This is a genomic window from Streptomyces sp. NPDC002446, assembly GCF_053595675.1.
The window spans coordinates 33,975-55,537 of record NZ_JBSFYC010000019.1 but is presented as its reverse complement, the minus strand read 5'-3'; the positions used below and the strand labels follow the sequence as shown (position 1 = coordinate 55,537).

The 21,563-nt window shown below is 72.3% G+C and carries 21 protein-coding genes; 15 read left to right on the top strand and 6 right to left on the bottom strand.

Annotated features, from left to right (window positions below):
• Window positions 1-298: 298 nt before the first annotated feature.
• The 4 genes from ACWD6P_RS13945 (at window position 299) to ACWD6P_RS13930 (ending at window position 4,752) form a co-directional block, all read left to right on the top strand.
• Complete coding sequence (locus tag ACWD6P_RS13945) at window positions 299-1,138, top strand: peptidoglycan-binding protein (protein WP_451444304.1); 840 nt, start codon at window positions 299-301, stop codon at window positions 1,136-1,138.
• A complete protein-coding gene (locus tag ACWD6P_RS13940) occupies window positions 1,135-2,007 on the top strand; it encodes a helix-turn-helix domain-containing protein (RefSeq protein ID WP_451444303.1) in 873 nt (290 codons plus the stop codon). The genes ACWD6P_RS13945 and ACWD6P_RS13940 overlap by 4 nt, the downstream gene beginning before the upstream one ends.
• Before the next feature lie 315 nt (window positions 2,008-2,322).
• On the top strand, window positions 2,323-3,405 hold the full coding sequence (locus tag ACWD6P_RS13935; RefSeq protein WP_451444302.1) for a helix-turn-helix domain-containing protein: 1,083 nt from the start codon (window positions 2,323-2,325) through the stop codon (window positions 3,403-3,405).
• 357 nt (window positions 3,406-3,762) lie between these two features.
• On the top strand, window positions 3,763-4,752 hold the full coding sequence (locus tag ACWD6P_RS13930; protein ID WP_451444301.1) for a malate dehydrogenase: 990 nt from the start codon (window positions 3,763-3,765) through the stop codon (window positions 4,750-4,752).
• Between the two features lie 120 nt (window positions 4,753-4,872).
• Here the strand turns inward: ACWD6P_RS13930 and ACWD6P_RS13925 are convergent, their stop codons facing one another.
• A complete protein-coding gene (locus ACWD6P_RS13925; RefSeq protein ID WP_451444300.1) occupies window positions 4,873-5,082 on the bottom strand; it encodes a DUF5988 family protein in 210 nt (69 codons plus the stop codon).
• A 107-nt stretch (window positions 5,083-5,189) separates the two neighbouring features.
• Between ACWD6P_RS13925 and ACWD6P_RS13920 the strand changes: the two genes are divergently transcribed.
• Window positions 5,190-5,762, top strand: coding sequence for a carboxymuconolactone decarboxylase family protein (locus tag ACWD6P_RS13920; protein WP_451444299.1), 573 nt, complete (start codon window positions 5,190-5,192; stop codon window positions 5,760-5,762).
• On the opposite strand, the gene ACWD6P_RS13915 is transcribed toward ACWD6P_RS13920, so the two are convergent.
• A complete protein-coding gene (locus tag ACWD6P_RS13915; RefSeq protein WP_451444298.1) occupies window positions 5,759-6,373 on the bottom strand; it encodes a Uma2 family endonuclease in 615 nt (204 codons plus the stop codon). The two genes, ACWD6P_RS13920 and ACWD6P_RS13915, sit on opposite strands and share 4 nt — an antisense overlap.
• A 107-nt stretch (window positions 6,374-6,480) precedes the next feature.
• Window positions 6,481-7,287: a hypothetical protein gene (locus tag ACWD6P_RS13910; protein WP_451444297.1), complete on the bottom strand. Its 807-nt coding sequence runs from the start codon at window positions 7,285-7,287 to the stop codon at window positions 6,481-6,483.
• Window positions 7,288-7,510: 223 nt separating this feature from the next.
• On the opposite strand from ACWD6P_RS13910, the gene ACWD6P_RS13905 reads away from it, so the two are divergent.
• From ACWD6P_RS13905 to ACWD6P_RS13875, 7 genes are all read left to right on the top strand, one after another.
• Complete coding sequence (locus tag ACWD6P_RS13905; RefSeq protein WP_451444296.1) at window positions 7,511-9,019, top strand: aldehyde dehydrogenase family protein; 1,509 nt, start codon at window positions 7,511-7,513, stop codon at window positions 9,017-9,019.
• Between the two features lie 54 nt (window positions 9,020-9,073).
• Window positions 9,074-10,615, top strand: a complete 1,542-nt coding sequence (locus ACWD6P_RS13900; RefSeq protein WP_451444295.1) for a GMC family oxidoreductase — start codon at window positions 9,074-9,076, stop codon at window positions 10,613-10,615.
• The gene (locus ACWD6P_RS13895) at window positions 10,615-11,736 is read left to right on the top strand and encodes a quaternary amine ABC transporter ATP-binding protein (RefSeq protein ID WP_451444294.1); all 1,122 of its coding nucleotides are present in this window, start codon (window positions 10,615-10,617) and stop codon (window positions 11,734-11,736) included. Before ACWD6P_RS13900 ends, ACWD6P_RS13895 begins: the two co-directional genes overlap by 1 nt.
• Complete coding sequence (locus tag ACWD6P_RS13890; RefSeq protein WP_451444293.1) at window positions 11,736-11,906, top strand: hypothetical protein; 171 nt, start codon at window positions 11,736-11,738, stop codon at window positions 11,904-11,906. The genes ACWD6P_RS13895 and ACWD6P_RS13890 overlap by 1 nt, the downstream gene beginning before the upstream one ends.
• Window positions 11,903-13,903: an ABC transporter permease gene (locus ACWD6P_RS13885; protein ID WP_451444292.1), complete on the top strand. Its 2,001-nt coding sequence runs from the start codon at window positions 11,903-11,905 to the stop codon at window positions 13,901-13,903. The genes ACWD6P_RS13890 and ACWD6P_RS13885 overlap by 4 nt, the downstream gene beginning before the upstream one ends.
• A gap of 2 nt (window positions 13,904-13,905) precedes the next feature.
• Entirely contained in the window at window positions 13,906-14,901 is a 996-nt protein-coding gene (locus ACWD6P_RS13880) for an ABC transporter substrate-binding protein (RefSeq protein WP_451444291.1), read from the top strand.
• A 191-nt stretch (window positions 14,902-15,092) separates the two neighbouring features.
• Complete coding sequence (locus ACWD6P_RS13875) at window positions 15,093-16,262, top strand: trypsin-like serine peptidase (RefSeq protein WP_451444290.1); 1,170 nt, start codon at window positions 15,093-15,095, stop codon at window positions 16,260-16,262.
• On the opposite strand, the gene pdxR (ACWD6P_RS13870) is transcribed toward ACWD6P_RS13875, so the two are convergent.
• On the bottom strand, window positions 16,237-17,718 hold the full coding sequence (gene pdxR / locus ACWD6P_RS13870) for a MocR-like pyridoxine biosynthesis transcription factor PdxR (protein ID WP_451444289.1): 1,482 nt from the start codon (window positions 17,716-17,718) through the stop codon (window positions 16,237-16,239). The genes ACWD6P_RS13875 and pdxR (ACWD6P_RS13870) overlap by 26 nt on opposite strands.
• A 46-nt stretch (window positions 17,719-17,764) precedes the next feature.
• On the opposite strand from pdxR (ACWD6P_RS13870), the gene ACWD6P_RS13865 reads away from it, so the two are divergent.
• On the top strand, window positions 17,765-18,250 hold the full coding sequence (locus ACWD6P_RS13865; protein WP_451444288.1) for a carboxymuconolactone decarboxylase family protein: 486 nt from the start codon (window positions 17,765-17,767) through the stop codon (window positions 18,248-18,250).
• An 83-nt stretch (window positions 18,251-18,333) separates the two neighbouring features.
• On the opposite strand, the gene ACWD6P_RS13860 is transcribed toward ACWD6P_RS13865, so the two are convergent.
• Entirely contained in the window at window positions 18,334-19,062 is a 729-nt protein-coding gene (locus tag ACWD6P_RS13860; protein ID WP_451444287.1) for an isocitrate lyase/PEP mutase family protein, read from the bottom strand.
• Window positions 19,059-19,583, bottom strand: coding sequence for a carboxymuconolactone decarboxylase family protein (locus tag ACWD6P_RS13855; RefSeq protein WP_451444286.1), 525 nt, complete (start codon window positions 19,581-19,583; stop codon window positions 19,059-19,061). Before ACWD6P_RS13855 ends, ACWD6P_RS13860 begins: the two co-directional genes overlap by 4 nt.
• 47 nt (window positions 19,584-19,630) lie before the next feature.
• Here ACWD6P_RS13855 and pdxR (ACWD6P_RS13850) point away from each other — a divergent pair, with 47 nt between their 5' ends.
• Window positions 19,631-21,049 (top strand): MocR-like pyridoxine biosynthesis transcription factor PdxR, encoded by a 1,419-nt coding sequence (gene pdxR / locus ACWD6P_RS13850; protein WP_451444285.1) that lies wholly within the window; start codon window positions 19,631-19,633, stop codon window positions 21,047-21,049.
• A 138-nt stretch (window positions 21,050-21,187) separates the two neighbouring features.
• Window positions 21,188-21,520 carry a divalent-cation tolerance protein CutA gene (gene cutA, locus ACWD6P_RS13845; RefSeq protein ID WP_451444284.1) on the top strand — a complete coding sequence of 111 codons (333 nt, stop codon included), beginning with the start codon at window positions 21,188-21,190 and terminating at the stop codon, window positions 21,518-21,520.
• Window positions 21,521-21,563: the final 43 nt, after the last annotated feature.

Below are 21,563 nucleotides of genomic sequence, written 5' to 3'. Positions count from 1 at the left end.
GCGGCGCGGGGTGGACCGCGCCGCCCGGTGGTGCGCCACAGACTGTGCGCCACCGGGCGGCAGGCGGCCACCAGCGGCGCACCGATGGGGAACGCGTGGGACGTCCCACCCTCTGACCTGCGGGGACCTGGCCCGTGAGGACGTCGCGCTGGGACGGGGAGGGGAGGGAAGGAGAGGGTACGCATGTCCCGATACCGTGCGGAAAATGCAAAAACGGGAACCGGAGGTCCCGTCCGCGCCATCATCGGGCAGAGGGGGCCCTGGGCCTCGGGGGGATCGAACGCGTGTGGGGTGGAACATGTCGCGTTGGAAAGGGCTGCCCGAATCGCTTGACCAGCGGGGGCGGCAGCTCGTCGTACAGCTGCGCAGGCTGAAGGACCACAGCGGGCTGAGCCTGGCCGCGCTGGCCACCAAGACCGCGTACAGCAAGTCGTCGTGGGAGCGCTACCTCAACGGCAAGAAGCTGCCGCCGCGCGAGGCGGTGGAGGCGCTGGCGCGGGTGTGCGGCACCGATCCGACCCGGCTGCTGGCGCTGCACGAGGTCGCGGCGCAGGCGTGGGAGGCGAAGCCGGCAGGGGCGGCAGGGGTGGCAGGGGCGGTGACCGGGCCTGACGGTCCCGTGGACGCCGCCGGTGCCACGGACCCCGCCGGTCCCGCGGACTCTGCCCGCCCGCCCGTGACCGGCCGTCGCCGCCCGCGCGTCGGCCGGCTCGTCGCCCTCGGCGTGCTGGCCGTGCTCGTCGTGGCCGGTCTCGCGCTGCTGGTCGCCCGGCCCTGGCAGGACGACGGCGCGGCCGGGCGGGGGACGGGCACCACGGCGGCCGGCCGGAACCCGGGCGCCGCACCGGAGTTCAGCCGCCGGCCGGGGGAGACCTTCGCCTGCCACGTCCGGCGTGCGCACGGCGCGCTGTACGCCGGACGCAGCCGTACGGCCACCGCGATCCTGGGCAACGGCGGGAGCGGCTGGGAGGTCGTCGAGGCGCAGTGCCTGCTGCGCCACCGCGGTTACGACCCGGGGCCGGTGGACGGCATCGTCGGCGAGAAGACGATGCGCGCCGTCAAGCGCCTCCAGCAGCGGGCGGAGCTGCCGACGGACGGGATCGTGGGCCCCGACACATGGAAGGTGCTGCGCCGGTGAGCGGGCCGGGAAGCGAGCTGCACGAGGGTGTGGAGGGCGCCCGACTGGCCGCCGGGATGCGGGAGTTGCGTGGACGTACGGGGCTGAGCCTGGCCGCGCTCGCCGCCAGGACCGCATACAGCAAGTCGTCGTGGGAGCGCTACCTCAACGGCAAGAAACTGCCGCCCCGGGACGCGGTCGAGGCGCTGTGCCGGCTGGCGGGTGAGCCGGCCGGGCGGCTGGTGGCGCTGTGGGAGCTGGCGGACGCGGCATGGAGCCGGCGGGCCGCACCCGCCGCGCCCGCTGCGCCCGCCGCACCCGCCGCAGGGCCGGCCGCCGTCGAGGAGGCCGCCGCCCCGCCGGCGGCCGGAGCCCCGGGCGGGCGCTCGCCGTGGCGGCGGCCGCGGTGGTTCGTACCCGTGGCGGCCGGGGCCTGCGCGGCGGTGCTGGCCGTCGTTGCGGTGCTGGCGTTCCGTACGGCGGAGGGCGGCGCGGACGGCGGCCCGGCGGGGAACGCCGCGCCCACGTCGTCCGTGGTGACCGGCTGCCGGGGCAAGGCGTGCGAGGGCAAGGACCCGCAGTCGATGGCCTGCGGCGGGCAGGGCCTGGTGGAGACGGTCGTGGAGCGGACGGCCGCCCGGGGACGGCATATGGAGATCCGCTACGCCCGGGCGTGCGGCGCCGCCTGGGGCCGGCTCCGCGGCGGCCGGATCGGCGACCGGATCGAGGTGTCGACGCCGGGGTCGGGGCCGCGTGCGGCGCGGGTGCAGGACCGCTTCGACGCCGAGGGCTATCTCGTCACGCCGATGACGGCGGCCGCCGCCCCGCGGGACGTCCGGCTGTGCCTGCACCCCGCGGGCGGCGCCGCCAAGGAGTGCTTCCCCCGCTAGCGAAGCGCACGGCCTTCCCTCTGAAGGAGCCGCTAGCAGAGCCGCTAGCCTCCCGCGCGCCGTCTCCGTTGCTGCCTTCCGTCATTTGGCCGGTTCTTATCGGGATACGTACAGAACTCGTATGTACCCCGGCGGAAATGTCACACTGCAGGGGGCCCACGGGGCGCGCACGGGTGTGCGAGCTATGCCCTGAATGCTCCCGTGCGCCCAGGAAAGGGGAACTGCCTCCTGGCCGGAAGCATCCCTAGGGGTAGTCATTGAGGGCGGGCGCGCCGGGGGGAGTTGCGCCGTCGCGCGTGGGGATAGGGGGAGGCCATGCCTCGCTGGAAGGCGCTGCCGGAGGAGCTCGACCCGCAGGTGGGCGAGTTCACCGGCCGGCTGCGTGGACTCGTGGACCGCAGCGGACTGAGTGTGGCCGCCGTGGCGGACCGGACGGGTTACAGCAAGACCTCGTGGGAGCGGTACCTCGACGGGCGGCTGCTGCCGCCGCAGCGCGCCGTGCTCGCGCTCGCCGAGGCGACCGGTACGCACCCCGGGCACCTCACCACGCTGTGGGAGCTGGCCGAACGCGCCTGGAGCCGGGCCGAGATGCGGCACGACGTCACCATGGAGGCGATACGCGTCGCCCAGGCGCGGGCCGCGCTGGACATCGAGGCGCAGCCGTCGGAGGAGAAACCGGCCAAGGCCGCGAAGGCGGTGAAGGCCGCACGGTCCGCGAAGGGCGTGAAGGTCGCCGACCCGCCGCAGACGGACCGGGCGCCCCGGATCCCGCCGGTGCCGCACCAGAGGAACGCCGAGGTGCCGTCGGCGTCGGACTTCCCGGAGTGGGCGGCGGCCGCGGCGCCGGCTCCCGCCCCGCCGGCCGCGCCCGCCGCCGGCGGACAGCCACCCGCCCGCCGCGGCCGGGTGGTCATGTTCACCGTCGGCGCGGTCGGCGCGCTGCTGCTGGCGCTCGCCGCCGTACTGCTGCTGAATCCGGCCACCGGCAATGCGAAGAAGGCGGCACCGCCCGCGTCGGCGCCGACGGCCGCCAAGCCTTCGGCGCTGCCCGCCGGGGTGCGCTGCGCCGGTGCCGACTGCCTGGGCAAGGACCCGGAGTCGATGGGGTGCGGCGGGCCGCGCGCTGCCAGTCCGTCGCGCGGTATGGCGGGCGGCGCGCTGATCGAGATCCGCTACAGCGCGGTCTGCCGTGCGGCCTGGGCGCGGATCAGCGGCGCGGCGCCGGGCGACCGGGTCACCATCAGCGCGGCCGGCCACAGCCTCGCGGCGCGGGTCGAGCAGAACGGCGCGGCGTACACCGCGATGATCGAAGTGCCGGGTGATCCGGCGCAGGTCACGGCCTGCGGTACGACCGTGGCGGGCGCCAAGGGCTGCGCCCGGCCGACGGCGGCCCGCTAGCGCCCGTCCCGATGGGCCATGGCCGGGAATCACCGTTCGCGGGGAGGCTTTGTGAAGGGGGCGCATGCCCCTCGTCATCGGGGGCATGCGCTCCCTACCCCCCCACGGGTGTGCACCACTCGGCGGCCGCCCGCGCCCCCTCCTTCAGCGGGTGGCCGCCGCACCCGGTGAGGCGTTCCACACCGGTCCGTCGCCTGTGCCGGTCAGGGGTCCGATAGCCTGACGCCCGGGTCTCTCGATACCAAGAGACCTCGATGAGACCTCGATAATGAGACCTCGACAAATGGGCAGGGACACCCGCCGCCACCCATGGTGGTCTGGGGCTTGCCCCCAGAAAACGTCGCGCAGGAGATCGCCATGACCCGCACTCCCGTCAATGTCACCGTCACCGGCGCCGCCGGCCAGATCGGTTACGCACTCCTCTTCCGCATCGCCTCCGGTCATCTGCTCGGCGCGGACGTGCCGGTCAAGCTGCGCCTCCTGGAGATCCCGCAGGGTCTGAAGGCCGCCGAGGGCACCGCGATGGAGCTCGACGACTGCGCCTTCCCGCTGCTGCGCGGCATCGACATCTCGGACGACCCGAACGTGGCCTTCGACGGCGCGAACGTCGCCCTCCTCGTCGGCGCCCGCCCGCGCACCAAGGGCATGGAGCGCGGCGACCTGCTGGAGGCCAACGGCGGCATCTTCAAGCCGCAGGGCAAGGCCATCAACGACCACGCCGCGGACGACATCAAGGTCCTGGTCGTCGGCAACCCCGCGAACACCAACGCGCTGATCGCGCAGGCCGCCGCGCCGGACGTACCGCGGGAGCGCTTCACCGCGATGACCCGGCTCGACCACAACCGCGCCATCTCCCAGCTGGCGCAGAAGACCGGCACCCCGGTCTCCGAGATCACGAAGCTGACGATCTGGGGCAACCACTCCGCCACCCAGTACCCGGACATCTTCCACGCCGAGGTCGCCGGCAAGAACGCCGCCGAGACCGTCAACGACGAGAAGTGGCTGGCCGACACCTTCATCCCGACCGTCGCCAAGCGCGGTGCGGCGATCATCGAGGCCCGTGGCGCGTCCTCCGCCGCCTCCGCCGCCAACGCCGCCATCGACCACGTCCACACCTGGGTCAACGGCACCGCCGCCGGCGACTGGACCTCGATGGGCATCCCCTCGGACGGCTCCTACGGCGTCCCGGAGGGCCTGATCTCCTCGTTCCCCGTCACCACCCGGGACGGCGCGTACGAGATCGTCCAGGGCCTGGAGATCAACGACTTCTCGCGCGAGCGCATCAACGCGTCCGTGAAGGAGCTGGAGGAGGAGCGCGAGGCCGTTCGCGCACTCGGCCTCATCTGAGCCGGCGCCGCGGCCGTCCCGCGCGGACGGCACCGCAGCCACCCGAGCCCGCACGGCCTTGAACGACCGTGCGGGCTCGGCCGTTTGTCTTAAGGGCCTGTCCGAGGCGCCCCGGCCCGGCTACCCGGGCAGCTCGGTGCGCTCCCACCACTCGTAGACGGGGAGCGCCCCCTCGGGGGTGTCCTGCTGCCGGCTGGTGGCCCGGAAGTGTTCATAGCCGCCACGGAACGGAATCTTCAGGTCCGCCCCGGACGGATCGACCGGCATGATCCGTTCGGGCAGCTCCTCGGGGCCGCCCTCCAGCACTGCCTTCGCCGCTGTCTCAGCCATGCCTGCATTGTCGCCCCGCGATGTCACATCGGCCGCTGCCGGTACGTCAATGGAGTGAGCGGCCCCCTCCCGGGCCCTCATGACCGGACGAACCAGGAGGCAGTCCCATGGCACGCATCTCGCTCACCCCGCCCCGCACCCTGACCCTGCGGTTCGCGCAGTGGTACTCGCGGCGCGCCTACGGCAAGGTCATGGAGCCCGCACTGGCCATGGGCCACCACCCGAAGCTGCTGCGCTCGTACTTCTCCTTCGAGAACAAGGTGGCGCGCTGGAAGGCGCTGGACCCGGCCCTGAAGCACCTGGCGGTGATGGCGTCGGCGGCGGCGATCGGCTGCTCGTGGTGCATGGACTTCGGCCACTGGCACGCCGACAAGCTGGGCCTGCCGCTGGAGAAGGTCAGCAAGGTGCCGGACTGGCGGGCCCACCGCGAGTCCTTCACGGAGCTGGAGCGGGCGGTGATGGAGTACGCGGAGGCGATGACCCAGTCGCCGCCGGACGTGACCGACGAACTGGCCGAGAGCCTGCGCGGCCGCCTGGGCGAGCAGGCGTTCGTGGAGCTGACCATGATGGTGGCCGTGGAGAACCTGCGCTCCCGGGTGAACAGCGCGATGGGGCTGCGGAGTCAGGGGTTCTCGGAGAGCTGTGAGATTCCGCTGGCGCAGGGGCCGGGGCGGGGCTAGTCGCGGGGGAAGTCGTCGGTGGAGAGGGTGAGGCCGACGACGGTGTTGGTGAGGTCGATCGGGTCGCCGTACGGGATCGTGATCTCGCCCGTGTACTTGCCGTTTTGCGGGTCCGTGAAGACCCGGCACTCGCGGGTATACGGGTCGCTGATTACGTAGACCGGGACCTCGGCAAGGGCGTAGACATCCTTCTTCGGGCCGTAGTCGTTGGCTGCGGTGTCTTTGGAGATCACTTCGGCGACGAAGTCGATGCAGTCGTAGCGCCAGCGGCCCTTCTCGTCCTTCTCGGATCCCTCGGAAATTGCCACCACGTCGCAGCAGAGTGCAGTTCGGCGACCGGGAAAGTCGATGCGTACGTCGGACAGCACGCGCTTGCGCGGGTAACGCGCGCGTAGCTGCTCGACGATGTCCAGGATGATTTCCCAGTGTGTGGCCCGCTGTGGCGACATGATGAAGATTGCCCCCCCGATGATCTCGATCTTGTGTCCCTCGGGGATGGCCCGCTCCAGCCACTCGAACAGCTCGTCCAAGCTGGGCTCGTTCTCAGTGGGCTCTGCCATCTCCATCACGTCGCTCGCGATCGTCTCGGTCTGCTCAAGGCTGATGGTCATCGTGCCCTCCTCCCCGCTGCCACGCCATATGGGCAGCCGCACGGTTCAACGATATGTACGTACGAACGGTTACGCGTTGTAGCGGCATATGCCAATCTCTGCCGCCGTCACGTGCCACCCGTCCCCTCCAGCAGCTCCTCGAACACCGCAATGTCGACGGTATCGCCCGCGGCGGGCGTCTTGGCGGGAACCGGGCGGCCGTAGTTGCTCAGCAGGATCGTGCCGGTCTCGTGGTCGATCTCGGCGGTGAGCTTGAGGGGGTAGGGCTTGCCCTTGACGGCCACGTAGAGGGTCTGGACGACTCCGTCGATCTTCTTGACGACGGGCAGGACCCGGGTGCCCTCGTGGAGCGTCGGGCGGCCCTTGGTGAGGGTGGGGGTGACCTTGGGTGAGGGGGCGTCGGAGGGCGGCTCCTCGTCGCCGGCGGCCGACTTCTGGAAGGCGGTGAGGTCGCAGACGGCGGACAGGCTCTCCAGGAAGCCGTCGCGGGTGGTGCCGTGCAAGTAGGTGTCCTTGTACTTCGCGGCGGCCTCGGTGCCCTCGCTGCCGGGCAGCTGGGTCTTCCAGAAGGCCGCGTCCGGCTTCATCCAGACCTGGTTGCCGCGCTTGATGATCTCGACGCGGCCGAACGGGCCCTTGCTGATGGCGCCGGCGCAGTTGCCGGCCCGGTCGAGGGTGATGTCGAGCTGGGTGGGGGCGGCGGTGGTCCGGGTGCGCAGCCGCAGGGACTTCGCGGCGAGGAGCTCGTGGAGGGCGTCGTCGGAGATCTGCTGGGCCGATTTGCCCGCGAGATCGCCCTCGTCGTCGGGGTCCGGGTCGCCCGCCGCCGCGGCGCCGGCGCAGGCGGCCCCGGCGAGCAGGGCCGCGCCACAGGTCAGGGCGGTGGCGGTGACGGCATGGCGTCGGCTGGTCATCTCGGCACCTCCGGTCCGGAGGGGGCGTACGAGGGACGTACCGCGTGGACATACGGCTATTCAGGGTACGTTCTGGGACATTCGGCTGCACTTTGAGTGAGTCGGCTCACTTTCCATGAATGTTTGGGCATAGGTCGGTCGCTTCCGGGGAGGGCTCCTTGTTGCTGGTGACGCCAGTGGTTGCACCAGTGGGAACAAATCAGTAACCGGAAGGCAGAACGACGTGTCGTCAATCGAGACCATTCACGTAGACGGGGTGTGGCTGCCCGCCGCATCCGGCGCCACGCGGGAGGTCCTCGACCCCGCCGACGCGACGACGCTCCAGCTGGTGTCCGAGGGCGGCGCCGAAGACGCCGACGCGGCGGTCGCGGCCGCCCGGCGCGCCTTCGACGGCGGCGCCGGCGCCTGGCCCCGTACGGCCGTCGCCGAGCGCTCCGCGCTGCTGCGCCGGGTCGCCGACCTGCTGCAGCGCGACCGCGAGGAGATCGCGCTCATCGAGAGCCGGGACACCGGCAAGACGCTGGAGGAGGGCCGGGTCGACGTCGACGACGTCACCAATGCCTTCCGGTACTTCGCCGACGTGGTGATGAACGAGAGCGGCGGGCGGGTCGTCGACGCCGGATCGCCGGACGTGCACAGCGTGGTCGTGCACGAACCGGTCGGCGTCTGCGCGCTGATCACCCCGTGGAACTACCCGCTGCTGCAGGCCAGTTGGAAGATCGCGCCGGCCCTCGCAGCCGGCAACACCTTTGTGATCAAGCCCAGCGAGGTCACCCCGCTGTCGACCGTGCACCTGATCAAGCTGCTGGTCGAGGCCGGGCTGCCGGCCGGGGTCGCCAACATCGTCACCGGCGCGGGCGTGCCGGTCGGCCAGCGGCTGGCCGAGCACCCGGACGTCGACCTGTTCTCCTTCACGGGCGGTCTGGTCAGCGGTACGAAGGCGGGCGCGGCGGCGGTCTCCGGCGCCAAGAAGATCGCGCTGGAGCTCGGCGGCAAGAACCCCAACGTCGTCTTCGCCGACGCCTGCGCCACCGAGGAGGGCTTCGACACCGCCGTCGACCAGGCGCTGAACGCGGCGTTCATCCACAGCGGGCAGGTCTGCTCGGCCGGCGCCCGGCTGATCATCGAGGAGTCGGTGCGCGACCGCTTCGTCTCCGAACTCGCCCGCCGCGCCGAGAAGATCAAGCTGGGGCGCGGCACCGAGGACGGGGTGGAGTGCGGTCCGCTGGTCTCCCAGCAGCAGCTGGAGAAGGTGGAGGCGTACGTCGCCTCCGCGCTGGCCGAGGGGGCGCAGCTGCGCTGCGGCGGCTCCCGGCCCAAGCCCTCGGACGTGCGCCCGGCCACCGGCTACTTCTACGCGCCGACCGTGCTGGACGGCTGCCACCGCGAGATGAAGGTGGTCCGCGAGGAGACCTTCGGCCCGATCCTGACGGTGGAGACCTTCACCACCGAGGACGAGGCCGTCGCGCTCGCCAACGACACCGAGTACGGCCTCGCCGGCGCCGTCTTCTCCGCCGACACCGCCCGCGCCCGCCGGGTCGCCGCCCGCCTGCGGCACGGCACGGTCTGGATCAACGACTACCACCCCTACCTCCCGCAGGCGGAGTGGGGCGGTTTCGGCAAGTCCGGCATCGGCCGGGAACTGGGCCCCACGGGTCTGGACGAGTACCGCGAGAGCAAGCACATTTACGAGAACCTGCGGCCGGCGCCGGTGCGGTGGTTCGCGGGCTGACCCGCCCGGACCACGCAACCCCGCACCCGCACCCGCAGTAAAGGAGTACCCCTCATGCCCGTGTACGACTATGTCGTCGTCGGCGGTGGCACCGCCGGTTCCGTCATCGCCTCCCGCCTCACCGAGGACCCGGCCGTCTCCGTCGCCGTCATCGAGGGCGGTCCCTCCGACATCGACCGCGAGGACGTGCTGACGCTGCGCAAGTGGCTCGGCCTGCTCGGCGGTGAGCTGGACTACGAGTACACGACCACCGAGCAGCCGCGCGGCAACTCGCACATCCTGCACAGCCGCGCCAAGGTCCTCGGCGGCTGCTCCTCCCACAACACCCTGATCTCCTTCAAGCCGCTGCCGTCCGACTGGGACGAGTGGGAGGAGGCGGGCGCGGCCGGCTGGGGCGCCAAGGAGATGGACCCGTACTTCGGCAAGCTGCGCAACAACATCGTGCGGGTGGCGAAGAAGGACCAGAACCAGATCGCCACGGACTGGATCGAGGCGGTCAAGACGGCGCTCGACGTCCCGGAGGTCGTCGGCTTCAACGACCAGCCCTTCGAGGAGGGCGTCGGCTTCTTCGACCTCTCCTACCACCCGGAGAACAACAAGCGCTCCTCCGCGTCCGTCGCCTACCTCCACCCGCACATCGAGGCTGGCGACCGCCCCAACCTCACGCTGATGCTGGAGACCTGGGCGTACAAGCTGGAGCTGGACGGCACGAGGGCCAAGGGCGTCCACGTCCGCACCAAGGACGGCGAGGAGGTCTATGTCGAGGCCGCCCGCGAGGTGCTGGTGTGCGCCGGCGCCGTCGACACCCCGCGGCTGCTGATGCACTCCGGCATCGGCCCGGAGAAGGACCTTCAGGCGCTGGGGATCCCGGTCGTCCACGACCTGCCGGGCGTCGGTGAGAACCTGATCGACCACCCCGAGTCGGTGATCGTCTGGGAGACCGACGGGCCGATCCCGGACAACTCCGCGATGGACTCCGACGCGGGCCTGTTCGTCAAGCGGGACCCGGAGCACAAGGGCCCCGACCTGATGTTCCACTTCTACCAGATCCCCTTCACCGACAACCCGGAGCGCCTCGGCTACGAGCGCCCCGAGCACGGTGTGTCGATGACCCCGAACATCCCCAAGTCCCGCTCCCGCGGCCGCCTCTACCTCACCTCCGCCGACCCCGAGGCCAAGCCCGCCCTCGACTTCAAGTACTTCGAGGACGAGGGCGACTACGACGGGCAGACCCTGGTCGACGGCATCAAGCTGGCCCGCAGGGTCGCCCAGGCCGAGCCGTTCAAGAAGTGGCTCAAGCGCGAGGTCTTCCCCGGCCCGGACGTGACCGACGACGCGGAGATCAGCGAGCTGGTGCGCAAGGCCGCGCACACCGTCTACCACCCGGCCGGCACCTGCAAGATGGGCGCCGCCGACGACCGACTGGCCGTGGTCGACCCCGAGTTGAAGATCCGCGGCCTGGCCGGCATCCGCATCGCCGACGCCTCCGTCTTCCCGACGATGCCGGCCGTCAACCCGATGCTGGGCGTGCTCATGGTGGGGGAGAAGTGCGCCGACCTGCTCCGCAAAGCCCCGACCCAAGGAGGTGATGCGTGATGGCTACCACCTCCGCCGGCGCATCCGAGATACCCAGCACCCGTAAGCCCGAGGACGCCTCCGAGGACGGCCGCGACGTCGTCTTCTCCGTCCGCCACCTCTGGAAGGTCTTCGGCCCCAAGGCCGACAAGATCCCCGGCGACTCCTCCGTCGCCGAGCTGAGCGCCCAGGAGCTGCGCGAGCAGACCGGCTGCACCGCCGCCGTCCGCGATGTCTCCTTCGACGTCCACAAGGGCGAGGTCTTCGTCGTGATGGGCCTGTCCGGCTCCGGCAAGTCCACCCTCGTACGGTGTCTGACCCGGCTGATCGAGCCGACCAGCGGCGATCTGGAGATCGACGGCGAGGACGTGCTCGCCATGGACCGGACCTCGCTGCGGGAACTGCGCCGCCGCCGCGCCGCCATGGTCTTCCAGCACTTCGGCCTGCTGCCGCACCGCTCCGTCGTCGACAACGTCGCCTACGGCCTGGAGATCCAGGGCGTCGGCAAGGCGGAGCGCCGTGAGAAGGCCGGCGAGATGGTCGACAAGGTGGGCCTGGCCGGGCTGGAGAAGCGCCGCCCGGGACAGCTCTCCGGTGGTCAGCAGCAGCGCGTCGGCCTGGCCCGCGCGCTCGCCGTCGACCCCGAGGTGCTGCTCTTCGACGAGCCGTTCAGCGCCCTGGACCCGCTCATCCGCCGCGACATGCAGGAGGAGGTCGTCCGCCTGCACCGCGAGGAGGGCCGGACGATGGTCTTCATCACCCACGACCTCGCCGAGGCGCTGCGGGTCGGCGACCGGATCGCCCTGATGCGCGACGGCGAGATCGTCCAGCTCGGCACCCCCGAGGAGATCGTCGGCTCCCCGGCCGACGACTACGTCCGCGACTTCGTCCGCGACGTCCCGCGCGAGCAGGTGCTCACCGTCCGCCGTGCGATGCGCCCCGCCAAGGACGGCGAGGCCGACGAGGGCCCCGCGCTGACCGCTGACACCCTCATCGCCGACGCCATCGAGGCGGTCGCCCGCTCCGGCGGCGCGGCCCGCGTCGTCGACGACGGCCGCTGCCTGGGCATCGTCGACCACGCCTGCCTGCTCAACGTGGTCGCCCGGATCGACCACCCGCAGCACGGCGAGGTGGCCGCCTGATGTACGCCGCGACCCCCCGAGGCGGCGCCGTGCGCGCCGTCGGCTCCAGAGCCCCCGCGGCCTCCCCCCGGGCGCGGCTGCGCGCCGCCCTGCTGCGCCAGTGGCGCGAGGCCCAGCGTGCCGCCGCGATGAACGTGCCGGCCGGAACCGTGAAGCGGGGGCGGGCATGAGTACCGCTTCCGCAACTCCCGTTTCTGCGCGCGGCACCCTCGGCGTCGACACCCCCAAGGGCCCGGCCCAGGCGCTGCTGCGCCGCCGCGGCCTGGCCAAGCTGCTGGTGCTCGCCGTCGCCGCGGCCGTCCTCGTCCCGCTGCTGCACGCCAAGTACGGCGCCGCCTGGCCGTCCTCGCTGACCGTCGACGTCTCCGGCCCGCTCGGCAGGACCAGCGACTGGATCATCGACAACCGCGACAGCCACCCGCTGTTCGTGTACTTCCTCGGCCACCTCTCCAACGCCGTGGTCATCTCCGTACGCGCCGTCTATCTGGTGCTGCTCGCGCTGGGCTGGACCGGTGTGACGGCCGGCGTGACGCTGATCGCCTGGCGGGTGGCCGGTGTCCGCATCGCCGCCACCGCGCTGATCTCCTTCCTGGTCAGCGGCCTGCTCGGGATGTGGATCCCGACCATGCAGACGCTCGCGCTGATGATCGTGGCGGTCGCCGCCTCGGTCGCCGTCGGCGCCCTGCTCGGCCTGGCCGCGGGCCTGTCCGACCGGCTCTTCAGGCTGCTGCGCCCGGTCCTGGACACCATGCAGGTGCTCCCGGCCTTCGCCTACCTCCTGCCCGTCGTGCTGGTCTTCGGCATCGGCGTACCGGCCGCGCTGCTGGCCACCGTCGTCTACGCGGCTCCGCCGATGGCGCGGCTGACCGCGCTCGGCCTGCGCGGCGCGGACCCGGGCGTACTGGAGGCCGTCTCCTCGCTCGGTGCCACCGGCCGCCAGCGGCTGCTGACCGCCCGCCTGCCCCTGGCGCGCAAGGAGCTCCTCCTCGGCGTCAACCAGACGATCATGATGGCGCTGTCCATGGTCGTGATCGCCTCGATGATCGGCGCCGCCGGCCTCGGCGACCGGGTCTACCAGGCCCTCGCCTCGGTCGACGTCGGTGGCGCGCTCGCCGCCGCGATCCCGATCGTCCTGCTGGCCATCGTCATGGACCGCACCACCGCGGCGGCCGGCGCGCGCCTGGGCGCCCAGAGCGAGCCCACCGGCCCGAAGCTGCTGCGCGGCTGGCCGGCCTGGGCGGGCGTCGCCGTGGTGACCGCCGTCCTCGCCCTCGCCGGGCGCCTCGCCGGCTCCCTGGTCTGGCCCACCGGCTGGGCCGTGGACATCGCCCGCCCCGTCAACGACTTCAAGGAGTGGATGGTCGACCACCTCTACTCCGGCGTCCCCGTCATCGGCGGCACCGCCGACTGGGCCGCGCACTTCACCAACTGGGTGCTCAACCCGCTGCGCGACGGCCTGACCGCGCTGCCCTGGTACGGCACGCTGCTCATCGTCGCCGCGCTCGCCTGGCTCATCGGCACCTGGCGCACCGCCCTGACCGCCGTCCTCGCGATGGCCGCGATCGGTGTGCTGGGCGTGTGGAAGCCGTCCATGAACACCCTCTCCCAGGTGCTCGCCGCCCTGGTGGTGACCCTGGTGCTGGGCGTCGGCGTCGGCATCCTGGCCGCGGGCAGCAAGCGCTTCGAGGCGGTGCTGCGGCCGGTCCTCGACGTCATGCAGACCATGCCGCAGTTCGTGTACCTGATCCCCGTGGTGGCGCTGTTCGCCGTGGGCCGCGCCCCGGCCGCCGCGGCGGCGGTGGTCTACGCACTGCCGGCCGTCATCCGCATCACCACCCAGGGCCTGCGCCAGGTGGACCCCGCCGCCATGGAGTCCGCCCGCTCCCTGGGCGCCACCCGCTGGCAGATGCTGCGCCAGGTGCAGCTTCCGCTCGCCCGGCCGGCGCTGCTGCTGGCCGTCAACCAGGGCGTGGTCCTCGTCCTCGCCGTCGTCATCATCGGCGGCCTGGTCGGCGGCGGTGCCCTCGGCTATGACGTCGTCACCGGCCTCGCCACCGGAGACCTGGCCCTCGGCCTGGTCGCGGGTGTGGCGATCGTGTGCCTGGGGCTGATGCTCGACCGGGTCACCCAGCCCACGGAACGCCGTACGACGGGGAAGGGAGCCTGACCATGTCCCGCAAGCGCACCACGATCCTCGGTACCGCCGCGCTCGCCGGCACCGCGGCCCTGACGCTGTCCCTGTCCGCGTGCGGCAAGGCCGACATGACCAAGCAGTCCTCGCCGTTCGCCGCGGCCCAGGGCTCCAAGTCGGTCACGCTGTCCGTGCAGACCTGGGTCGGCGCCCAGGCCAATGTCGCCGTCGCCAAGTACCTCCTGGAACACGAGCTGGACTACCACGTCGACACCGTCCAGGTGGACGAGATCCCCGCCTGGGACGCCCTCAGCCAGGGCCGGGTCGACGCGCTCCTGGAGGACTGGGGCCACCCCGAGCAGGAGCAGCGCTACGTCAAGGACAAGAAGACGATCACGGCGGGCGGCGGCAACGGCGTCACCGGCCACATCGGCTGGTACGTCCCCAAGTACTGGGCCGACAAGCACCCCGAGGTCACGAACTGGAAGAACCTCAACAAGTTCGCCGACCAGCTGCGCACCTCGGAGAGCGGCAACAAGGGCCAGCTGATGGACGGTTCGCCGTCCTACGTCACCAACGACAAGGCGCTGGTGAAGAACCTGGATCTGAACTACGAGGTGGTCTTCGCCGGCTCCGAGGCGGCGCAGATCACCCAGATCCAGCAGTTCGCCAAGGAGAAGAAGCCCTTCCTGACGTACTGGTACGAGCCGCAGTGGCTCTTCAACCAGGTGCCGATGGTGGAGGTCAAGCTCCCGAAGTACACCGACGCCTGCGCGGAGAAGGGCGCCAAGGACCCGCAGTCCATCGACTGCGCGTACCCGACCACCCCGCTCCAGAAGTACTTCAACACCGAGTTCGCCCAGAGCGGCAGCAGCGCCGCGGCGTTCCTGAAGAACTTCAAGTGGAACAAGGACGCCCAGAACGAGGTCTCCGAATCGATCGCCTCGGACGGCCTGTCGGCCGACGAGGCGGCGAAGCGCTGGGTGCACAAGCACCCGGACGTCTGGAAGTCCTGGCTGCCGAAGCAGAAGTAGCCACCACACGGGCCGGCGCGGGCCGTCGCACACAGGGTGCGGCGGCCCGCGCCGACGTGTGGGACTGCGCCCCCGGGCCGACCGGCGGCCCCGCTGTGACGGCATAGTAGAGCGCAGTCCGACGAGGAACATGACAAAAAGCGGCGCGGTGCCCGTGCGGCCCGCCGCCACGTATCGGGGGGACTCGCTCCATGCCATCCAACCGCCACTCCACCGCCGCGGCCGCTGCCCTGGCCGCGCTGCTCGCGGTCACCGCCACCGCCTGCGGCCCCGGCGACGACAAGGCCGCCGGGCCCGGAAGTTCGGCCGCCGCCGACCAGAACAACCAGGGCGAGGGGGGCCTGGGGCTCCCCAAGGGCGTGCCGACCAGCATCGACGACCTGAAGAAGTGGAAGGACGGCGGCTGGCAGAACTGGGACGAGTGGGCCCGCAAGGCACAGGACTTCGCCAACCCGATCATCAAGGACCACTGGAAGAACGACCGGCTGGCGAAGGCGAAGGCCGCCCCGGAGATCGGGGTCAAGGCCACCGGCGCGGGCAGCGAGTTCGGCGCCACCGACCCCGAGCCGCGCCCGGTGAACGCCATCGAGGTCGGCCGCCCGTACCACCGGAACATGGCCCCGGTCGGGAAGATCTTCTTCGACAGCCCCAAGGGCCCGATGGTCTGCTCCGGCACGGTCGTCCAGGACCCGGCACACCCCGGCAAGTCCAACCTGGTGTGGACCGCCGGGCACTGCGTGCACTCCGGCAAGCGCGGCGGCTGGATGCGCAACATCGTCTTCGTGCCGTCGTACAACGACAACGGCGTGCCGATGAACCAGGTCGGCAAGACGCCCGCGCAGCAGGTCACTCCGTACGGCCGCTTCTGGGCGGACTGGATCACCACCTCCGGTGAGTGGATCAACATGGGCAGCGAGGAGAGCGGCAACGGCGGCTCCGCCTACGACTTCGCGGTGCTGCACGTCAAGCCGGAGAACGGCGGCGGCAAGTCGCTCCAGGAGACCGTGGGCATCGCCCTCCCGGTCTGGTTCGACGCCCCGTCCGCCGAGGGCATCAACTTCGTGCGGGCCGTCGGCTACCCGGCGGCGCCGCCGTACGACGGCGCGCGGATGATGGCCTGCCAGGGCCGCCCGGGCCGCCTCGTCATGGAGCAGGGCACGCCCGCCATGGACCGCATCGGCTGCACCATGACCGGCGGAACCTCCGGCGGCGGCTGGTTCGCCGAACGCGGCGGCAAGCTGGCCCTGGTGTCCAACACCTCCATCAGCTCCAACGCCCACACCTGGCTGGCCGGCCCGCACCTGGGCCCCGAGGCCCGGCGCGTGTTCGACGGCATCAGCCGGAAGTTCGCGAACCAGTAGGCCCAGCAGGGGAGTTGGCGATCCCCGCTTGCGGCCCCGGCGGCAGCGCCCGGCACAGCGCCTCCAGGGCGGCCGGGAAGGCGCTGTCGGCCGGGGTCGCATAGCCGACGACCAGACCGCGGCGGGGCGGCATCGTGGCCTGCGGATGGCGGTAGTCGGACAGCACGTCCAGGGCCAGGCCCTGCCAGCGGGCGGCGCGCAGGGCCGCGGCCTCCTCGGAGCCGGTGGCACCGTCCGGCAGCTGGACGACGGCGTGCAGACCGGCGGCGATGCCGGTCACGCCGAGGTGCGGGGCCTGCGCGGTCACCGCGCGGACGAGCTGGTCGCGGCGCCGGCGGTAGCGCTGGCGCATCCGGCGGATGTGCCGGTCGTAGGCGCCGCTGGTGAGCAGCTCCGCGAGGGTGAGCTGGTCGGTGACCCCCGCCCAGGCCTCGCGTTCCCCCTTGGCCGTAAGGACGGCGTCGACGAGGCGGCCGGGCAGCACCATCCAGCCCAGCCGCACCGCGGGGGACAGGCTCTTGCTGACCGAGCCGATGTGGACGACCCGCTCCGGATCCAGGCCCTGCAGCGCACCGACCGGCTTGCGGTCGTAGCGGAACTCCCCGTCGTAGTCGTCCTCCAGGGCATAACCCCCCGTGCTGCGCGCCCAGTTGACGGCGGCGGCCCGGCGGTCGGGGTGCAGCGGCACGCCGGTGGGGAACTGGTGGGCGGGGGTCAGCAGCACCGCCCGTACGTCGTCGAGGGCGGCCAGCCCCTCCGTGTCTGCGCCGTGTCCGTCGAGGGGGAGGGGGCGGGTGCGGATCCCCGCCGCGGCCAGGAGCTCACGGTGGAAGGGCAGCCCGTACGACTCCACGGCCAGCGGGCCGGGGAGCACGGCGGGGAACAGCAGCCGCAGCGCGTGCGCGAAGCCGGAGCAGACGACGATGCGGTCGGGGTCGGTGCGCACCCCGCGGGTGCGGGCCAGATAGTCGGTCAGCGCGCGGCGCAGCTCGGGGCGGCCGCGGGGGTCGCCGGGCCCGAAGGCGTCGTTGGGGGCGGCGGTCAGCGCGCGGCGGGCGGCCGCCAGCCAGGCCGTGCGGGGGAAGGACGCGGCGTCCGGCTGGCCCTGGAGGATGTTGTGCACGGGACGGGCCACCGGGGCGCGGCGGGCCGGGGCGCGGGTGGGGGACAGGGGTTCGGCCCGGTGCGCGACGCGCGTACCGGAGCCCTGGCGGGCGGTCAGCCAGCCCTCCGCGACGAGTTCGGCGTAGGCGTCGGCGACCGTGTTGCGGGCGATGCCGAGGTCGGCGGCGAGCGACCGGTAGGGCGGCAGCCGGGTGCCGGGAGCCAGGCGCCCGGACCGTACGGCGTCCCGCAGCGCCCGCAGGAGAACGGCGCGCCGCCCGCCCGGCCCGCTCAGCTCCAGATGCAGATCGGCACCGAGGCCCTCGGCAGAATTGACCCATGATTCCGGCATGGAAATGCACCCTACAGCCGGTCGCCCGGGCCCATAGATTCAAGGCATGACGAACGAAACGCACCGCAACGACGCAGCCGTCCGCACCCCCCGGGTGGACTTCGCCAAGACCGCCCCCAAGGCCTTCAAGGCCCTGATCGGCTTCGACGCCGCCGCCCGCGAGGGACTCGACCCCTCCCTGGTCGAGCTGGTCCAGATCCGCTCCTCCCAGCTCAACAAGTGCGCGTACTGCCTGCACATGCACACCACCGACGCCCGCAAGGCCGGTGAGAGCGAGGAGCGGCTGCACATGGTCGCCGTCTGGCAGGAGGCCGCACACTTCTTCACCGAGAAGGAGCGGGCGGCGCTCGCCCTGACCGAGGCCGTGACGCTGGTGGCCACCGGCGGCGTACCGGACGAGGTCTACGAGCGGGCCGCCCGGCACTTCGAGGAAGCCGAACTGGCCCGCCTGCTGGCGCTGATCTTCACCATCAACACCTGGAACCGGATCGCCATCAGCACGGGGAAGGTGCCGGGGACGGACGAGCGGTGAGATCCGGCAGGGAGGCGGGCGAATCCTGACGGGCGAACCCTGTACGCCCGCCCCTGCCGCCGGACCGGCAGGGTCCAGCTGCCCTAGCCTCCGGTCTCCTGCCGCAACCGCCGCGCGATGTCCGCCAGCGCCGCCATCGCCTGGTCCTGGAGCCCCGGGCCGAACGTGACCCGGGCCGCGCCCAGGGCGCCGAGCTCGCGGGGGCCGGGGCCGTCCGGCAGGGCCACGGCGTTGACGGGGAGCCCGATGGCGGCGGCCAGTTGGGCCAGTTCGCCGGGTGGGGCGGCGATCGGGTAGACGCAGTCGGCTCCCGCCTCGGCGTAGAGCCGGCCGCGGCGCACCGTCTCCTCCGTGTCCGGCACACCGCGCAGGTAGGTGTCGATCCGGGCGTTGATCACCAGCGCGTCGCCCGCCTCGGCGCGCACCTGCGCCAGCCACTCCGCCTGCTCGTGCGCGTCCCGCAGCGCGCCGGTGGCGTGATCGGTGTCCTCCAGGTTGCAGCCGACCGCCCCGGCGTCCGCGAGCCGGCCCACCAGTTCCTTCGCGGACAGCCCGTAACCGGCCTCCACATCCGCCGAGACCGGGACGCCGACGGCCCGCACGATGCGGGTGACGGCGGCGAACATCTCGTCCGGCGGCGTCTCGCCGTCCTGGTAACCGAGGGCGGCGGCGACGCCCGCGCTGGGGATGGCCAGGGCCGGGAAGCCGGCGTCCGCGAAGACCCGGGCGCTGGCCGCGTCCCAGGGGCCGGGCAGCACCAGCGGCAGTCCGGGGCCGTGGTGCAGGGCGCGCAGCGTCGCGGCCGCGGTCATGCCTGTCCCGGGGTCATGCGGGTGGTGACGCCGAAGCGGTTCCAGGCGTTGATGGCGGTGATCATGGCGATCAGCTGGGCCAGTTCGGCGTCCTCGAAGTGGGCGGCGGCGCGGTCGTAGACGGCGTCGGGCACAAAACCGTCGGTCAGCACGGTGATCGCCTCGGTGAGCGCGAGCGCGGCCTGCTCCTTGGCCGAGTAGAAACCGGTGGCCTCCTCCCAGGCGCCGAGGAGGTGGATGCGCTCCTCGCTCTCGCCGGCCTTACGGGCGTCGGTGCTGTGCATATGGATGCAGAACGCGCAGTGGTTGAGCTGCGAGGCGCGGATCTCGACCAGCGCGACCAGCGCCGGGTCGAGGCCCTTCTTCGCCGCCGCGTCCAGCGCGATCATGGCCTTGTACACGTCGGGCGCGAGCTTCGCCCAACGCATCCTGGGTCCGTGGTGGTGTGCACTCTGCGGCGCCGTGTCCGTGTCGTTCGTGTCGTTCGTGTTCTGTGTCTTGTTCGTGTTCTGGGTCGTCATGGGAACGACGCTACGGCGGCAATGGCGCAGCTGTATGGTCCACTTCCATGGAGGATTCCTGGGCCACTTTCGGCCGCGATCTGCATCTGGACCTCACCGGCCCCGGCGGGCTACGGGCCGCCCTGCTACGGGCGCTGCGCGATGCCGTACGGTCCGGGCGCCTGGCCCCCGGCACCCGGCTGCCGTCCTCCCGCTCCCTCGCCGCCGACCTCGGCATTGCCCGCAATACGGTCGCCGACGCCTACGCCGAACTCGTCGCGGAGGGCTGGCTCAGCGCCCGCCAGGGCTCCGGCACCCGGGTCGCCGAGAGGGCGCTGCCGCGCACCGCGCCCGCCGCCCGGCGCGCACCCGGCCCCGCGGCGCCCGCCGGCCGGCCGCGCTTCGACCTCACCCCCGGCACCCCCGACGTCGCCGCCTTCCCCCGCACCGCCTGGCTGGCGGCCGCCCGCCGCGCGCTGACCGCCGCCCCCAGCGAGGCCTTCGGGTACGCCGACCCGGCCGGCCGCCCCGAACTGCGCACCGTCCTCGCCGACTACCTCGCCCGCGCCCGCGGGGTGCGCGCCGACCCCGACCACATCGTCGTCTGCACCGGCTTCATGCAGGCACTGGCCCTGCTCGGCCGGGCGCTGGGCGGCGGCCGGGGCCGGATGGCGGTCGAGTCGTACGGCCTCGACTTCCACCGCGAGGTCATCGCCCGCGCCGGCCTCGGCACCGTCCCCCTCACCGTCGACGAACACGGCGCCCGCACCGAGGAGCTGACCGCACTCGCCGACGTACGCGCGGCCCTGCTCACCCCCGCCCACCAGTTCCCCACCGGCGTGCCGCTGCACCCCGACCGCCGCGCCGCCGCCGTCAACTGGGCCCGCACCAGCGGGGGTTACATCCTGGAGGACGACTACGACGGCGAGTTCCGCTACGACCGCCAGCCCGTCGGCGCGCTCCAGGGCCTCGACCCCGACCACGTCGTCTACCTGGGCACCGCCAGCAAGAGCCTCGCCCCCGCGCTGCGGCTCGCCTGGATGGTCCTGCCGGACCGCCTCATCGACCCGGTACTCGCGCTGAAAAGCGCCGGCGAATGGGCCTCCGGCGCGCTGGAGCAGCTCACCCTCGCCGAGTTCGTCTCCTCGGGCGCCTACGACCGGCATCTGCGCGGGATGCGGCTGCGCTACCGGCGCCGCCGCGACCAGCTCGTCGCGGCGCTGGCCGAGCGCGCCCCGCACGTCCATGTCTCCGGCATCGCCGCCGGCCTCCACGCCGTCCTGGAACTCCCGCCCGGCACCGAACGCTCCATCATCCAGGCCGCCCGCTGGCAGGGCCTGTCCCTCGAAGGCCTCACCCGCTTCCGCGCCCCCTCCTCCCCACCACCCCCACGCGATGCCCTCGTCGTCTCCTACGGCACCCCGCCCGACCACTCCTTCACGGGCGCCCTGGACGCATTGGTCAGGGCGCTGCCGCCGGGGGAGTAGGGGGTGGCGCTGTCGACGAACGACCGCCCTGCGTACGGTCGGCGGCTCAGTGCCACACAGGGACGAGCTGTGGTGGCCGCCTGTGTCAGGAATTCGTAGCTCCAGCGAACACCAACGGCCGACGGCTAGGCTCGCCGTATGGCTGACTTCCTCCAGGTGTCCACCGCGACGGAGACGCGCGAGCAGGCGGTAGAGCTGGCCCGTTCCGTGGTGACAGGTCGACTCGCTGCCGGGGCCCAGATCGTTGGCCCCGTGGTCACCGCCTTCTGGCATGAGGGTGAGTTCGGGACGGGCGAGGAGTGGCAACTCCTGTTCAAGAGCCGGGCTGACGGATACGCCGCGCTGGAGGCGCACCTCCTGGAACACCACCCGTGGAAGAACCCCGAGGTCTCGGCCGTGCCCCTCGTGGCCGGCTCGGATGCGTACCTCCGTTGGATCGCTGCGACCGTCGGGCCGGCCCTCGGCGAGTAAGTGTCAGGGGCGGGCCTTCTCCATGACCTCGGCGACCGCGGGC